Annotated in this window: 13 protein-coding genes; 8 read left to right on the top strand and 5 right to left on the bottom strand. The window is 47.2% G+C overall.

Translation table 11 applies throughout. The features are described 5' to 3' along the window. The first annotated feature begins 29 nt into the window (after positions 1-29). Positions 30-1,202, top strand: coding sequence for a glycosyltransferase family 4 protein (locus MMG82_RS18565; RefSeq protein ID WP_144346352.1), 1,173 nt, complete (start codon positions 30-32; stop codon positions 1,200-1,202). Between the two features lie 34 nt (positions 1,203-1,236). Here MMG82_RS18565 and MMG82_RS18560 read toward each other — a convergent pair whose 3' ends face one another. From MMG82_RS18560 to MMG82_RS18550, 3 genes are read right to left on the bottom strand one after another with little or no spacing between them, the layout of a single operon-like run. Next, positions 1,237-2,313 (bottom strand): CDP-glycerol glycerophosphotransferase family protein, encoded by a 1,077-nt coding sequence (locus MMG82_RS18560; protein WP_144346351.1) that lies wholly within the window; start codon positions 2,311-2,313, stop codon positions 1,237-1,239. Positions 2,314-2,332: 19 nt separating this feature from the next. Next, complete coding sequence (locus tag MMG82_RS18555; RefSeq protein WP_144346350.1) at positions 2,333-3,418, bottom strand: glycosyltransferase; 1,086 nt, start codon at positions 3,416-3,418, stop codon at positions 2,333-2,335. Positions 3,419-3,470: 52 nt separating this feature from the next. Continuing rightward, positions 3,471-4,514, bottom strand: coding sequence for a glycosyltransferase family 9 protein (locus MMG82_RS18550; protein WP_241407261.1), 1,044 nt, complete (start codon positions 4,512-4,514; stop codon positions 3,471-3,473). An 88-nt stretch (positions 4,515-4,602) separates the two neighbouring features. Between MMG82_RS18550 and MMG82_RS18545 the strand changes: the two genes are divergently transcribed. Further along, on the top strand, positions 4,603-5,355 hold the full coding sequence (locus tag MMG82_RS18545; RefSeq protein ID WP_037424049.1) for a 3-deoxy-D-manno-octulosonic acid kinase: 753 nt from the start codon (positions 4,603-4,605) through the stop codon (positions 5,353-5,355). Positions 5,356-5,368: 13 nt separating this feature from the next. Here MMG82_RS18545 and waaA read toward each other — a convergent pair whose 3' ends face one another. Next, entirely contained in the window at positions 5,369-6,643 is a 1,275-nt protein-coding gene (waaA, locus tag MMG82_RS18540) for a lipid IV(A) 3-deoxy-D-manno-octulosonic acid transferase (protein WP_047540522.1), read from the bottom strand. A gap of 245 nt (positions 6,644-6,888) precedes the next feature. Here waaA and MMG82_RS18535 point away from each other — a divergent pair, with 245 nt between their 5' ends. The 5 genes from MMG82_RS18535 (at position 6,889) to glpG (ending at position 11,269) form a co-directional block, all read left to right on the top strand. Continuing rightward, positions 6,889-7,536, top strand: coding sequence for a TetR/AcrR family transcriptional regulator (locus MMG82_RS18535; protein WP_037424052.1), 648 nt, complete (start codon positions 6,889-6,891; stop codon positions 7,534-7,536). Positions 7,537-7,795: 259 nt separating this feature from the next. Further along, entirely contained in the window at positions 7,796-8,989 is a 1,194-nt protein-coding gene (locus MMG82_RS18530; protein ID WP_241407260.1) for a glycine C-acetyltransferase, read from the top strand. Between the two features lie 11 nt (positions 8,990-9,000). Beyond that, positions 9,001-10,026 carry an L-threonine 3-dehydrogenase gene (gene tdh / locus MMG82_RS18525; RefSeq protein ID WP_037429853.1) on the top strand — a complete coding sequence of 342 codons (1,026 nt, stop codon included), beginning with the start codon at positions 9,001-9,003 and terminating at the stop codon, positions 10,024-10,026. Between the two features lie 98 nt (positions 10,027-10,124). Next, on the top strand, positions 10,125-10,430 hold the full coding sequence (glpE, locus tag MMG82_RS18520) for a thiosulfate sulfurtransferase GlpE (protein ID WP_037429864.1): 306 nt from the start codon (positions 10,125-10,127) through the stop codon (positions 10,428-10,430). Next, positions 10,427-11,269 (top strand): rhomboid family intramembrane serine protease GlpG, encoded by an 843-nt coding sequence (gene glpG / locus MMG82_RS18515; protein WP_241407259.1) that lies wholly within the window; start codon positions 10,427-10,429, stop codon positions 11,267-11,269. Before glpE ends, glpG begins: the two co-directional genes overlap by 4 nt. Positions 11,270-11,347: 78 nt before the next feature. Here the strand turns inward: glpG and elbB are convergent, their stop codons facing one another. Beyond that, complete coding sequence (elbB, locus tag MMG82_RS18510; RefSeq protein WP_037429856.1) at positions 11,348-12,004, bottom strand: isoprenoid biosynthesis glyoxalase ElbB; 657 nt, start codon at positions 12,002-12,004, stop codon at positions 11,348-11,350. A 385-nt stretch (positions 12,005-12,389) separates the two neighbouring features. Between elbB and polA the strand changes: the two genes are divergently transcribed. Beyond that, positions 12,390-15,158: a DNA polymerase I gene (polA, locus tag MMG82_RS18505; RefSeq protein WP_241407258.1), complete on the top strand. Its 2,769-nt coding sequence runs from the start codon at positions 12,390-12,392 to the stop codon at positions 15,156-15,158. The last annotated feature ends 915 nt before the right edge of the window (positions 15,159-16,073 follow it).

Raw genomic sequence — 16,073 nt, 5'->3', positions numbered from 1 at the left:
TGGACGTTGTGAGTATTTTTGGGGTAATTATGGGTAAGCTAAAGGTCGCTTTATTAGTCGATGAATATTTTGGTGGTACAGGTACAGTGTACGGTGGATACGGCTTTCTTGCCCGTCATCTGATCGCCAAACACTTACCCAATGAAAATATTGAAGTAGAAGTACTGATAAAGAAAGATTGTAGTAAACAGCGCTTAATTCCCCGTCGTTATATGATTGATGGTATCAAAGTGTATCGTCTTGCTGCTAAGTTTATGGATTTTCTTAATATTAGATTCTTAAAAAAGAAAAACTATGATCTTTTCTTATCCATCGAAATGACGACACATTCCTATCGTATTCTTAAAACAATCCCCAATATCGATAAAAAATTGTTGTTCTGGGTTCAAGATCCACGCCCCGATTACGAGTGGGATGAAATTAATACCGTAAAACTCTTTCCTGAGAAAAGTTATTGGGATAGCAACATTTATCAGTTTGTCCACGACCTATGGGCCGCAGGTAAAGTCTCGTTTATTTCTCAAGCACGTTTTCTCGATAGAAAAGCGCGGGATCTTTACAACCTCGACGATAAAACCGAGATCAAATACTTACCTAATCCTATCGAAATCGATCACAGCTTCGATGTCGAAACCCACCCGAAGAAAAATCACATTATCTTCCTCGGCCGTATCGAGTCGGTTAAGCGTGGCTGGTTGTTCTGTGAGATTGCCAAACTGATGCCAGAATATGAGTTTTTCATGCTTGGTCAATCCTTTAGACAATCGAAGAAAAACCAATCCATCATGAATAACTACCTCGACATCCCTAACTTACACTTTGTGGGGCATGTTGAGGGAGAGAAAAAGGCACAGTTGATTAAGGACGCTAAGATTTTAGTGAATACCTCAATCCACGAGGCACTACCGATTTCGTTTTTGGAAGCCTTATCCTACGGAACGCTGCTCGTGAGCTGTCGTGATCCCGATGAACTCACCAGCCAATTTGGGGTATTTACTGGCACGGTATTAGGGGATGGTTTCGATAAAGTCCCACTCTTTGTCGACGGTATCCGCCATTTGATGGAAAACGAGCCGCTCCGCCAAGAGCTGGCGCTAAAAGCGGTGAACTACATCAAAGCTAACCACAGCATTGAAGATTTTCAGAAAAACATGCAAGAGATTATCTTTAAGCTGGTTGAAGAGACTAAAGCGCAAAGCTAAAAACAAGGCCGACACTATGTCGGCCTTACTTTTCTTAAAACAATTTCCAATAACCTAACTTGCGGCGCATTTTAAAGTGTCGCAGTAGGTTCAATGGCTTAGGTTTAAGCCAAGCGGTTCCCTTATCAATCAGAGCATCGGTCGCCGCGAGTACACGCTGGCTAGACTGACCATCTCCCGTGGGGTGAATTTGATTACAATAATCATGGATATGCGCCATCAAATCATCGGGGCGGCTGAGCGCTCGAGTGAGTGCAGGTTCAATCTCTTCGACTCGGTTAATATCGATTAAATGCGCCTTCGGTGACTGATTTTTAAAGGTCACTACAGGCTTACGCTGCATTAAAAACATCAATAAAATCGAAGAGGTATCGCAGAGCATCACATCTCCCGCCTGCAAAAGAGGGATCACGTTGTCGGTTTCCACAAACTGCAGATTCTCATTTTCGAGAGTCTTGTATTGCTCAACAATGCTAGGTTTCATCTTAGGATGGAATTGTACCAACCAGCGCCACTGGCTCTTTTGCGACAGGGCTTTAATCTGCTCAAATACCTCAGGCGCACAGGTCAGACTGGGGGAGAATGTCGAGCAAAACAGCACTACAGGCCGAGGATCATCGGGCTTAATGTAAGGATTATCTTTATTTTCAAGAAATAAAGGATCGAGCGCCGGCCAGCCCGTTTCGGCTACGGTAAAGGTGCCGAATTTTTTCTCTAGCTCAAGGAAAGGTAGCGTCGTCGCCGGCCCTTGAGTGCAATACAGGTCAAAGCAATCGCGGATTTCGAAGTGATCTTCTCGCCCCTTATGATTCATTTTGCCCGCATTAAAACCGTGGAACACCCCTACTTTTACTCCAGGGATAAAGCTTGGCACTACGTTACCCGGCACGAACACCGCATCGGGTTTCCATGCCTTAACGGCATCGATATCGAGTAAGCGTTTTTCATCCGCTTTAAGGAATTTAGGGTCTACCTCACGGCCCTCGAGGAACCAACACGCCTCATCGCCACGCGCCAGAATCACTTGCTGCAGCGGCCTTAGCATCGCATAGGAATAGTTCTGTGCGATGTAGAACAAATAACGTCTTTTGTTTGATTTGCGCGCTTCCACCGCTTTCTCCTCGGGTAAATTATTTCGCTAGCGCGAGATATTGTTCGGCAATCGCAGTCGCATCCACCTTAGCTAAAATCTCAACATGTTCGAGGGATGGCGGCTGCGCGACCACGGCGTCAATCATCTTCGCCAAGGCCGCAGGATTACGACGGGGCACAAGATAGGGAGCCAGATTTCCGGTCAAAATCTCATTCGGTCCGTGTGGGCAATCGGTACTCACCACTGGTGTGCCACAGGCTAAGGATTCGATTAATACCGTCGGCAATCCTTCGAAATCGGAACTCAGCACCAGTGCTTTCGCACGTTTGATCCAAGGAAAAGGATTACTCTGGAATCCAGGAATGATTAAGCGCTTCTCGATGCCGAATTTCTTCGCTGCTTTAATTGCCTTCTTATGGTTATGGCATAACAACACTACGGGTAGCTGATTTTGGGTCTGTTTAAGAGCCTCAAACAACACATCGTGGCGCTTCTGCTTAGCAAAACGTCCTACGTGGATCAGATAGTCACCCTGAGGAATTTGCGGATTATCTTGCTGTGACTGAGCAACAATCTCATTAAATTCAAATGGATTGTAGATGGTTCGCATTGATGCTGGGTGCAAACGCCCCTTGGCTTGAATCTCTTTAGCGATGCCATTGGATACAGTGATCAAATGCTGGCCATTGAGCGCTTTTTTCGCCCGCAGTTTCTTGAAGTAGGCGAAGGGGCCTAACTTAAACTGACGACTCAATTCTTCTTCAACTGATGAGTGCACAATCACATAGAGTGGTGTCACCCCGGTTTTGGTCATCATCAAGTTGGTTTTATCAAGATTGGATAAAAACAGATCGAACTTACCGACTCGGGACTCAATCTCGGCAATCTTTGCCCGTAATTTATCGACCGATGCCCCTAGGCGCCCGAAGTGGTCATAATCTTTATCTTTGTCGGCAAAACATTGATGAACAGGTAAATTGTCTGGGGTTTCGTAATAACGATTATCTTCCATGACCAAAAAATGCGGCTCATGCCCTAGGCTAATAAACTGCTTTGCCAAGGTAATCATGACCTTCTCGGCTCCACCACCCGCTAAACTGTCGATGGCTATGGCTATCCGCATGATTTTTCTCCTAAACGATAATCTAAAACTCAGGGTGACAGGCTAACAGTGGTTAACTGTGTGTCTGCTGAATAACCTGATCAAATTTCTCTATCACAGCGTCAACACTAATTAGCGCCATAAGGTGCTCACCCTTGGCTCGGGTGCCCCATTTCACCTCACCGCTTTGCTGTGAGGCGATGGCCTCTTGATAGGCGCTCACCACATATTGCTGCGATAAATAAGGCCCGGTGCGACCTGGGTTGGAATGGGCATACAAACCGATGACTGGCGTCCCTTGCGTGACCGCCATATGTGCAGGGCCAGTATCGGGCGCGAGCACTAGGCTGGCGCGTTTCAGTAGAGCCAGCAATTGGGTTAAACTGGTTTTGCCGACCAAGTTATCGAGTTTGGCAGAGCACGCATTGGCAATATCTTCGGCCAATGTCTTTTCAAGTGCTGTTGGGCCACCGCAGAGAATAACTCGATACCCCTTATTCACCGCATGTTGCGCCACGGCGGCATAACGCTCGGGTAGCCAATTACGCTCGGCTTTACTGGCGGCCGCGCAAATGACCAATACCTTCTCATCATCGGCAATATGGCGCAGGGCAAATTCAGTGTCCGCTTGAGGGACAGGAATATTCCAACTCGGGGTAATATCGCTAACACCAATCGCCTTGGCGAACCCCATAAAACCGTCGAGCACATGGGGCTGAGCTAAAGGTTCAACTCTATGATTGGTGACTAGCCATTGACCTTCTTTGGCGCGGGCACGGTCGAATCCGACCCGAACCTTTGCCGAAATAGCGAGGGATGCCAAGGTCGCACGCAGCGCCACTTGCATATGCAGCAGCACATCAAAATTACGGCCTTTCAATGCCTTATGCAGATAAAAATAGCTACGCCAGCCTTGGGATTTATCGAAAATCACAAACTCAATGCCGGGCAAGTGTTTCAGCAACTGGTATTCAAGTTTACCTATCACCCAAGTGATTTTGAGCTGGGGATATTGGCGCTGAATGGCCTGTACCATCGCCACGGCATGACAGACGTCACCGATAGCCGATAGCCTCAACAGGCATAGAGAATTCATGGTGTTAATATCTAAACTCAAGCGAATAGCCCTTAAGGTTATTTGGCGCAAGCTGAGGATCTTAATGTAGAATGGCCGCAGGTGCCACGCTTAAGTCAACAAATCTCCCATGAACGCACAAATCAAAATCATAAATACTGCCAATGGCTATATGGCACTTTGCCAAGATACGCCAGAGGACATCACGCCGGCTTGGTTCTCGGTCGATTTTTGGCGCGAAAAAGCCGCAGTTGTGGGTTCATCCAAGGGCCGCTATACCACTTGGTTTGTAGCATTTGAGCACAGTCATTGGGTACTGCGGCATTACTGGCGCGGCGGCCTGATGGAGAAATTCAGTAAGGATGCCTACTTCTATACCGGGCTTGAAAACACTCGCGCCATGGGTGAATTAAGGCTGCTTGACCTGCTTTACCGTGAGCAATTTGCCGTGCCTAAACCTATTGCCGCCAATGTTGTGCGTGATGGCTTGTTTTACCGTGCCGACATTATTATTGAGCGAGTCGATGGCGCCGAAGACTTGGTCGCTAAGTTAACCAAAGGCACTATGAGCCAAGCCCAATGGCAAGCTCTTGGCGCGACCATTGCCCAGTTTCATCGCCGCGGCGTTTACCATGCCGACTTAAACGCAAAGAACATTTTGTGGCAACCACAGCAAACGAATGGCGTACAAGAACGTTTCTATCTGATTGATTTTGACAGGGGCGAAATCAAAACGCCCCATGCCCAATGGCAGAAGGCAAACCTTGAAAGGCTGCTACGCTCCTTCAATAAAGAACAAGGTAAGCAGCCAACACTTGCCTTTACACCCGCTAATTGGGCTGCATTGCTCGAGGGTTATCATTCAATTATCCCAAAAGCCTAATACCTCAGTGGCACTAGGCTGTTTGGTGCATGAGTAACGATTCGGCGAGAGCAAACTGACGCTGCAAAGCACCACGATTGGCTTCTACCACGGCAAGGCCTGCTTCAGCGGCTTGTTGGCGTAAAATCGGCTGCTCAAAATACTGGATCAAATTATCACCTAACTCTTGCCCTGAACTCACAATCCGCAAGCCTCCCGCATCTGCCAACATTTGGGTAATTTGGGCAAAATCCCAATGGTTTGGCCCTACCATTACTGGCACGCCCATGGCCGCGGGTTCGAGGGGATTATGGCCCCCATTTTCAATCAAAGTACCTCCCACAAAGGCTTGATCGGCCGCGCCATAAAAGGTTAATAGTTCACCCATGGTATCGCCCACCAGCACCTGCGTCGTGGCAGTTATAGCTCGAGCATCACTGCGGCGCACATATTCAAAACCTTGGCTAGCGACAACATCCGCCACCGCCGCAAACTGCTCTGGGTGACGCGGCGCAATGATCAGCAGCGCCTCCGGCCACTTAGCGAGCAACCGTTTATGGGCACTTAACATGGCATCAAACTCACCGGGGTGGACACTACCTGCTACCCATACGGGTGCCGTCTCACGCCCCCAAGTTTGTCGTAGCGCTCGTGCTAAGGTTAAGCGCTCGGGCGTAATACTCAAATCAAACTTCAAACTGCCACAAACAGTCACTCTGTCAGCAGGCACTCCAAGGTCGATAAACCGCTGCGCTTCGGCTTGGGTCTGCACCGCAACCACATCTAAGCGTTGCAACATGGGACGACTTAATTGCGAGCGCTTGGCATACTGCGCCGCCGATTTAGCCGACAGCCTAGCATTGGCGAGCATCAAGCGCACGCCGCGCTTAGCCGCCAGTGCCAACAGATTCGGCCATAACTCAGTTTCCATTATGATGCACCATTTAGGGGATAACTGGCGCAGAAAACGGCTCACACACCAAGGCAAATCGAAGGGCAAATAGCAGTGCTGCACTTGATCACCAAAGGCTTTGCGTACCTCGGCAGAGCCGGTGGGACTGGTGGTAGTAACCGTAATGCTTAGCTCAGGGTGCATTTGCATAATCAAACGGATCAAGGGAATAGCCGCGAGCGTTTCTCCCATCGACACCGAATGGATCAGTAAATCCGTCGGTTTAAGTTGGGCTAATCCGAAGCGTTCGTCCCAACGGCCACGATAGTCTGGACTTTTAATGGCTCTAAAAGCCAAATAGACAATGAGTAGAGGGGATAAAAGATAAAGCAACACACTGTAAAAAAATCGATTCATAAAATCGTGCTGATGAGATTTTGCCTGTTGGATAACGGCAATGTTAGCATAATATACCCAAGCGACCTCAAGATACGAGTTCAAGCCTCTCGAAGTTGTTTGCGTATACCAATCCTATTGAATTTTTGTGCGTTGGGGCTTAATCAATAGGGTTTTAAATTAGGGATAATTTACCAGCAGTGTAGCGGTCGTTGGTTAGCCTTCTTTAGTCAATTTGCAGCGTTCACTAGCCACTTGGAAAACATATGAAAACCCGCGACAAAATTATTTACGCCAGCCTTGAGCTGTTCAATGAGCATGGCGAACGAAATATCACCACCAATCATATTGCCGCTCACCTAAATATGAGTCCCGGGAATCTTTATTACCACTTCCGTAATAAGGAAGATATTATTCAGTCGATCTTCAGTCTCTACGAGGCGCACCTTGAATCAGGGTTTCAGCCCTATGAGGGCGAGCAAGTCAACGTAGAACAGCTGATCGGCTATTTTGATGCGATGTTTTACACCCTGTGGCAATTCCGTTTTATGTACGCCAATTTGGCCGATATCCTCGCCCGCGATGAAGAATTAAAAAGCCGATATTTGCACGCCCAGCAGCAAGTATTAACCCGTTCAAGTCACGTGCTAGGTAAACTCAAGCAGGATGGTTTTTTAAATATTGATAACGATAAAATCACCCCACTTGCCGACACCATCAAGATGATTGTGAGTTTTTGGATTGGTTATCAGCTTACCCAGTCGAGCACGTCCACCATCACTAAAGGCATTTTGTACGAAGGAGTATTGCGGGTTTTGATGATTTTTAAGGCCTACGCCACGCCAACCTCCCAAGCGACCTTCTGCCGTTTAGAGCAGCACTACCACGAGTTAGCGACCCAAGATTCGCTTTAATCGTCCGACGCCGTCGCATTTAGCGCTAAACTCAACAGGTTGAACGTGCTAAATGCGGGCTCAATTCATGCCGTTGGCGGTGATGCGACATACATGCCGACCATGTTGCACATTAGTTTTTATAATGTAACAACCCCTTTAGCCCTAAACTAATTTATCTAGCTAACCTGCATGAAAAAAAGGCTGTAGGCCGATAGGGTTTAGCGTTAGAATGCCGCAACTCCCAGAATCAGAATAAAGTTAACTAAGGAGATATCAGGTGGCCTCTACCTCATTCTACGCACAGATTAATCAACAGCTTGCGGATATCAAAGCCGAAGGTTTATATAAAAGCGAGCGTGTTATTGCCTCACCGCAACAGACAGCCATTCAAGTAAATAACCAAGAAGTTGTTAACTTTTGTGCCAACAACTATCTAGGCCTAGCCAATCATCCTGAACTCATCAAAGCCGCACAGCAAGGCTTAGTCAGTCATGGCTTTGGTATGGCGTCGGTCCGTTTTATTTGTGGAACCCAAGACATCCACAAGCAACTCGAAGCCAGCTTGAGTGAGTTCCTCGGCATGGAAAACACGATTCTGTACTCTTCTTGCTTCGACGCCAACGCGGGCCTATTCGAAACCCTGTTAGATGCCGAAGATGCGATTATTTCCGACGCCTTAAACCATGCCTCTATTATCGATGGCGTGCGTTTATGTAAGGCCAAACGTTTCCGTTATGCTAACAACGATATGGCGGATTTAGAAACGCAACTGATCGCCGCAAAAGCAGCTGGCGCGCGCAATATTTTGATCGCCACCGACGGCGTATTCTCAATGGACGGCGTGATCGCCAATCTGCAAGGCGTGTGTGATCTAGCCGATAAATACGGTGCATTAGTGATGGTTGACGACTCACACGCCGTGGGCTTTGTTGGCCAAAACGGCCGTGGTTCACACGAACACTGCGGTGTGATGGGTCGCGTCGATATTATCACTGGCACCTTAGGCAAAGCCTTAGGCGGTGCATCGGGCGGTTTCACTTCAGGTAAAAAAGAAGTCATCGACTGGTTACGTCAACGCTCTCGCCCTTACCTATTCTCTAACTCATTGGCGCCTTCGATTGTAACTGCCTCTATCCATGTATTAGAGATGCTCAAATCGGGCCAAGCACTGCGTGAAGCGGTATGGGAAAACAGCCGTTACTTCCGCGAAAAAATGTCCGCGGCAGGCTTTACCTTAGGCGGTGCAGACCACGCAATTATCCCAGTGATGATTGGCGATGCCAAACTGGCGAGCGATTTCGCTAACCGCTTATTAGCAGAACATATTTACGTTATTGGTTTCTCATTCCCAGTCGTGCCAAAGGGACAAGCCCGTATTCGTACTCAAATGTCGGCGGCCCACACCCGTGAGCAACTCGACAAAGCGATTGAAGCCTTTACCCGTATCGCTAAAGAAATGGCGATTATTTAGGACCCTACAAAATGAAAGCACTAAGCAAGTTAAAAGCCGAAAAAGGCATTTGGTTAGTCGATGCGCCTAAGCCTGAAATGGGCCATAACGATCTGCTGATCAAGATTAAAAAGACCGCCATTTGTGGCACCGACATGCACATCTACAACTGGGACGAATGGTCACAAAAAACCATTCCTGTACCTATGGTGGTAGGTCACGAATATGTGGGTGAAGTGGTTGATATCGGACAAGAAGTTCGTGGCTTTAACATTGGTGACCGCGTTTCTGGCGAAGGCCATATCACCTGCGGCCACTGCCGTAACTGCCGCGCAGGTCGTACCCATTTATGCCGTAACACCTCAGGTGTGGGTGTAAACCGCGAAGGTTCATTTGCCGAATATTTGGTTATCCCGGCCTTTAACGCCTTCAAAATCCCCGATGATATCAGCGACGATTTAGCCTCTATCTTCGATCCATTCGGTAACGCAGTACACACAGCGCTGTCATTCGACTTAGTGGGCGAAGACGTGTTAATCACTGGCGCTGGTCCTATCGGAATTATGGCTGCGGCCGTATGTCGCCACGTTGGCGCTCGTCATGTGGTCATTACCGACGTTAACGAATACCGCTTAGAGTTGGCCCGTAAAATGGGTGCTACCCGTGCCGTTAACGTGGCTCAGGAAAACCTGAAAGACGTGATGAAAGAACTCGGAATGACCGAAGGGTTTGACGTGGGTCTAGAAATGTCTGGCGTACCTTCTGCCTTCCACGCCATGTTAGATACCATGAACCACGGCGGCAAAATCGCGATGCTCGGTATTCCGGGTGGTGAAATGGCGATTGATTGGAGCAAAGTGATCTTCAAGGGTCTGGTCATCAAAGGCATTTACGGCCGTGAAATGTTCGAAACCTGGTACAAGATGGCAAGCTTGATCCAATCTGGCTTAGATATTTCGCCTATCATCACGCATCACTACAAGATTGATGATTTCCAAAAAGGCTTCGACGCAATGGGCTCAGGCCAATCCGGTAAAGTCATCCTCAGCTGGGATTAATTCTCTTAGCTATGCCAATCACGGGGCTGTACACATGCAGCCCCATGTTGCACACTTATCCCATCGCTTATCCCTTTTCAGTTATTTCAGGTTTTATTATGTCTTCCTTTAAACACCTTAGCGTGAATCAATTAGTGCAAATGACCGAGTCAAAGCCAGTGCAAATCGTCGATATTCGCGATGGTCATAGCTTTAACAACGGCCACATTGATGGCGCATTTAATTTGAATAACGAAAATCTAGCGCACTTTATTAGCCAAGCGGATATGGACAGTCCTTTAGTGGTGGTTTGCTACCATGGCATCAGCAGCCAAAATGCCGCGCAATATCTGTGTGAGCAAGGGTTTGATGACGTTTATAGCCTAGATGGTGGCTTTAGCGCTTGGCATGAGGCCAATGCATGATAGAGATTGGCAGACTCCCCAACAGCAGAGCCGCGCAAGCCTTTGTCGATTACCTCAAAGGTGAACAGATAGACTGCCAAATTCAGCCATTGCCGCAGGGAGTCGCTATTCTGGTTATCCGCGATCAGGATGCCGAGCAAGCCCGTAAAGAATTTACCCACTTTATAGCTCATCCTTACGATAACAAATACTTACAAGCCTCGTGGGAGCATGGTGATACCAATACTAAGCTCGACTATGGCGCTCCTTCTTTACAGCTATTTACCCAATTTATCACAGGCGCAGGCCCAGTTACTCTTATCATCTTCGGCCTCTGTGTACTGATTTATGCTGCGATGAATTTAGGCTTCGCCAGCCCCGTTTACCAAGCACTCTCCTATTTTGGCGCAGTGTCTGACACCAGTTTTAGTGAATTCTGGCGCGTGTTTACCCCAAGCCTGATGCACTTTTCCGCCATGCATATCATCTTCAATTTGCTCTGGTGGTGGTATTTGGGTGGAAAAATCGAGACTCGCATAGGCACAGCCCCGCTGTTAATCCTGCTACTGGTCGCGGGTACTTTGCCCAATATCGTCCAATATTATGTCAGCGGCCCCAACTTTGGCGGGCTGTCAGGCGTAGTGTATGCGGTCGCCGGTTACACTTGGGTCATGGGGCGACGTAAACCAGAGGCGGGTATAGGTTTACCGCCATCCTATATGGGATTTATGCTGATTTGGCTGGTGTTAGGCTTTACGGATTTCTTAGGTGTGTCAGTAGCGAATGGCGCCCATATTGGCGGATTACTGATTGGTCTCGCCCAAGGCTGGTTCGATAGTCGCAGTAAAACCACTCGCTAATCTCACCGCGATAGCTTACATGCTCGATTAAATAATCAGGGTAAGCCTTAAGGCTTACCCTGCTGTGTTTAGGCGTAATTACTTGGCTAGTTCTAGCACTTTGGCGACCAGCTTCTCGATGCCAGAGTGTGCCTCAGCAATATTCCCCGCCAACATATAAGCGGGCGTACTTACAATCTTATTATCCTCATCCACCACGATATCATGCACAGTCGCCGCCTGATGATTGCCGCCCATCAGATTAAAGGCTGCCACCGTATCCACATCATTACCGATAGTGCCCTTAGCGCCGTGCCCATATAAACGCGGGATCATCATAGGTGCGATGCAAATAAAGCCGACAGGCTTTTTCGCAAGAATAAATTCATTAATAAAATCAGTAACGAGTGGATTCACTTCACACTCACTGCCATTAGTGGCGAAATTACACAGATTTTTCGCCGCCCCAAAACCACCAGGGATAACTAGCGCATCAAAGTCGCTGATATCGAGTTCGGTCGTTGCCTTTACTTCGCCGCGGGCGATACGCGCCGATTCAACCAGCACATTTCGTGTCGCCGACTTGTCTACTTCGCCGGTGAAGTGATTAACAACATGCATCTGATTGATATCAGGAGCAAAACACTGATATTGAGCCCCAGCTTTCGATAGAGATAATAACGTTAAAACCGATTCATGGATCTCTGTTCCATCGAAAACACCGCACCCACTGAGTAATACTGCGATTTTTTTCATTATAAATATCCTTCTTATGTCATTTGGTTTTAACAAACTGTAAACAAAATGGTTGATCTGCTTAAAAATCGTGCTAACTTAGTTCGTCGAATCTAAGGGTCGGTGAAAATTAAGCCAGCCTCTAGGTATTTTACGGAGTCAATAAAAAATCCACAAATCAGGAAGATTTTTCAAGAAACAGTATTGAACTCACACAAATATTATAAAAACATAAAAATCAACAACTTAAAAATATCGCACCAAGCCGTAATTATCGCCATTATTCACAGTTGACTTTTTCACTCACAGAGTTATCCACAGGCTGAGGGTCAATTTGCCATGGCTGAAATACCACTTCTGTGGCATGCTTAGCGCCATCTAAGTCATCGATAAACGAAAATTACTTATGCCGACCATAGCCAATAACCCACTTGTCCTTGTGGATGGATCTTCTTATTTATATCGCGCCTATTATGCGCCTCCTCACCTGACAAACTCAAAGGGCGAAGCTACTGGTGCAGTTTATGGCGTAGTGAATATGCTTCGCAGCTTATTAAGCCGTTATCAACCTAGTCATATCGCTGTGGTGTTCGACGCTAAAGGCAAAACTTTCCGCAATGACTTATATGAAGAATACAAGGCGCATCGACCACCGATGCCGGATGACCTGCGCTCACAAATTGAACCCCTGCACCGTATTATCCGTGCCTTAGGCTTGCCCTTAATTTCTATCCCAGGTGTTGAGGCAGATGATGTTATCGGCACTATCGCTCGCCAAGCGAGCCGCGAAAACCGCGCCGTACTCATCAGTACAGGCGATAAAGATATGGCGCAGCTGGTTGATGACAATATCACGCTGATCAACACCATGACAGATACCATTATGGGCCCTGAAGAAGTTGCGGCTAAATATGGTGTAGGTCCAGACAGAATTATCGATTTCTTAGCGCTGATGGGCGATAAGGCGGATAACATTCCCGGTTTACCTGGTGTTGGCGAAAAAACCGCATTAGCTATGCTCACGGGGGCGGGTAGTGTAGCCAATTTGCTTGCAGAGCCCGAAAAAGTCACCGAATTAGGCTTTAGGGGCGCAAAAACCATGGCGGCGAAGATCATCGACAATGCCGACATGCTAAAGCTGTCCTATGAGCTTGCCACCATTAAAACCGATGTTGAACTCGAACAAGATTGGCATGAGCTCACCGCCAAACCTGCTGACAGGGACGAACTGATCAAATGCTACGGCGAGATGGAGTTTAAACGCTGGCTTGCCGAAGTCTTAGATAATAAGGCGCCAGCGACGGTCGCAGCAAAAGCCGAAACAACAGAGACCCAAGAAGAGTCAGCGCCCAGCGTCACGATTGAAACCCAATACGATACGATTCTGACCGAAGCTCAGCTTGATGAGTGGATTGCCAAACTCAAACAAGCGCCATTAATGGCCGTGGATACCGAGACCACCAGCCTCGACTATATGGTTGCGGAACTTGTTGGCATGTCTTTCGCGGTGGAAGCAGGAAAAGCCGCTTATCTGCCTTTAGCCCACGACTATGTTGGCGCACCTCAACAATTAGATAAGCAGACTGCACTCGAAAAACTGCGCCCCTTACTCGAAGATGCCAAGATCAAAAAAGTCGGTCAAAACCTGAAATATGACATCAGCGTATTAGCCAATGCAGGCATAAAACTCCAAGGCGTGGTATTCGACACTATGCTCGAATCCTATGTGTTTAACTCGATCGCCTCACGCCATGATATGGATGGGTTGGCGCTTAAATACCTAGGCCATAAAAATATCGCCTTTGAAGATATCGCCGGTAAAGGTGCTAAACAGCTAACCTTTAACCAAATTCCGTTGGAAACAGCTGCTCCCTATGCGGCGGAAGATGCCGATATTACGCTACGCCTACATCAACACCTGTGGCCAGGACTCGAAAAAGAAGCTGAATTAGCCTCAGTTTTTACCGATATTGAACTGCCGCTGATCCAAATTCTGTCCGATATTGAACGCCAAGGTGTGTTTATCGATAGTATGTTGCTTGGTCAACAGAGTGATGAACTTGCCCGTAAAATCGATGAGTTAGAAACTAAAGCTTATGATATTGCTGGTGAAAAATTCAATTTAAGTTCACCAAAGCAACTGCAAGTGCTGTTTTTTGAAAAGCTGGGTTATCCGGTTATCAAAAAGACGCCTAAGGGTGCACCATCCACCGCCGAAGAAGTGCTGGTCGAATTGGCATTAGATTTTCCTCTGCCTAAGGTGATCCTTGAGCATCGCAGCCTGACCAAGTTAAAGAGTACTTATACCGATAAGTTACCTTTAATGGTGAACGCTAAAACGGGCCGAGTACACACAAGCTACCATCAGGCCAACGCCGCAACGGGGCGTTTATCCTCGAGCGAACCAAACCTACAGAATATTCCTATCCGCACCGAGGAAGGTCGTCGTATTCGCCAAGCCTTTATTGCTCCGCAGGGACGTAAGATTTTAGCCGCCGACTATTCGCAGATTGAATTGCGGATCATGGCGCATTTATCCCAAGACGCAGGCTTGCTCAAAGCCTTCGCCGAAGGCAAAGACATTCACAGAGCCACCGCCGCCGAAGTATTTGGCACCGACTTTGACAGCGTAACCTCGGAGCAGCGTCGCCGCGCCAAAGCCGTTAACTTTGGCCTGATCTATGGTATGTCCGCCTTTGGATTGGCGCGTCAGCTCGACATCCCCCGCAACGAGGCACAAACCTATATAGATACTTACTTCGCCCGCTATCCTGGCGTATTAAGGTATATGGAAGAAACACGAGCCAGTGCAGCAGAGCTAGGCTATGTCTCTACGCTATTTGGTCGCCGTTTGTATTTACCCGAAATTCGCGACCGTAATGCAATGCGCCGCCAAGCAGCAGAAAGAGCCGCGATTAACGCCCCAATGCAAGGCACCGCCGCGGATATCATTAAAAAAGCCATGATCAGCATTGCCGATTGGATAAAAACTGATACCCAAGGTGAAATCGCCATGATCATGCAAGTGCACGACGAATTAGTGTTCGAAGTCGATGCCGATAAAGCTGAAAAACTCAAGCTCAAGGTGTGTGAACTCATGGCGAAAGCGGCCAATCTGGATGTAGAACTCCTAGCCGAAGCCGGCATTGGTGATAACTGGGATCAAGCCCACTAGCATTCAAAATTAAGCCTTTAGCTTCTAACATTGAGTTTTACCCAAACAAGGCTCATCCATTATCGGATGGGCCTTTATATTTGGTGCAACTTTTATATACCGCTAAAATCGACGCCACAGAGGACAACATGGCGAGAAGTTACTTACGTAGGCGAAAACCTTAAGGGCTAAGTCGCCTTAAGAGCGGGAAACAGCATTTGACTATACAATGCTCTCAGTCACTACATGTAATCTCCCCTCAATTCTCGCTGCTTTAACGCCGGCATAAGCACAACCTGCTATCCGCGAGACACTCCACACAAGCCTAAACAATCGTTCGCTGATGGATACAACCAACAACAATCCCCAAAATAGAGTAAAAACATTAAACCTGAAGAATTGATCAATTCTGTACTAAAAATACAGTCTATTTAGCTAAAACAGTGGTTTAGATACTCTTTGTGAAAAGTTTAGATCAAACATCGCTGATTTTTTCACCTAAAACTTGAGATCTACCGCACACAATTATCACTTTTTCAAAAAAACTGTTTTCCATTTAAAGATAAATAGCGTATTATTCTCTGCGTAGGGTACAGAGGTTAAGATGTTCTATCTTTCAGACCTTTATTTCACTTATAGTGACGAGCCAAATTCTGGCGCCCCAGCAACTTGTTTGCTGGGGCTTTTTTTTTGCTTTTTTCAGCCAATGACCCATCACCCCAAATAGTGTTTAGTGTTCTCAAACGCATTTTGAATGCCAGTCATAAATTAAGCCATTAACTAAAGGCGAGTAAATTTTAGAGTATTTACTTTAATAAAAGATAAATTCGATGTATGCTGTCGTCATTGAGAACCATTGAAGGTAATTTGATGGTGCTTGAGTCTTGTTGAATTTAGCTTCTCCCCAAAAGAGCTAAAACTTTGGCCGGTGACTAT

The sequence above is a fragment of the Shewanella sp. MM_2022_3 genome (genome assembly GCF_022557375.1).
In the GTDB taxonomy this organism is placed as follows: Bacteria; Pseudomonadota; Gammaproteobacteria; order Enterobacterales; family Shewanellaceae; genus Shewanella; species Shewanella xiamenensis.
Note: the sequence above shows the minus strand (reverse complement) of the source record. Positions and strands in the feature narration are given on the sequence as shown.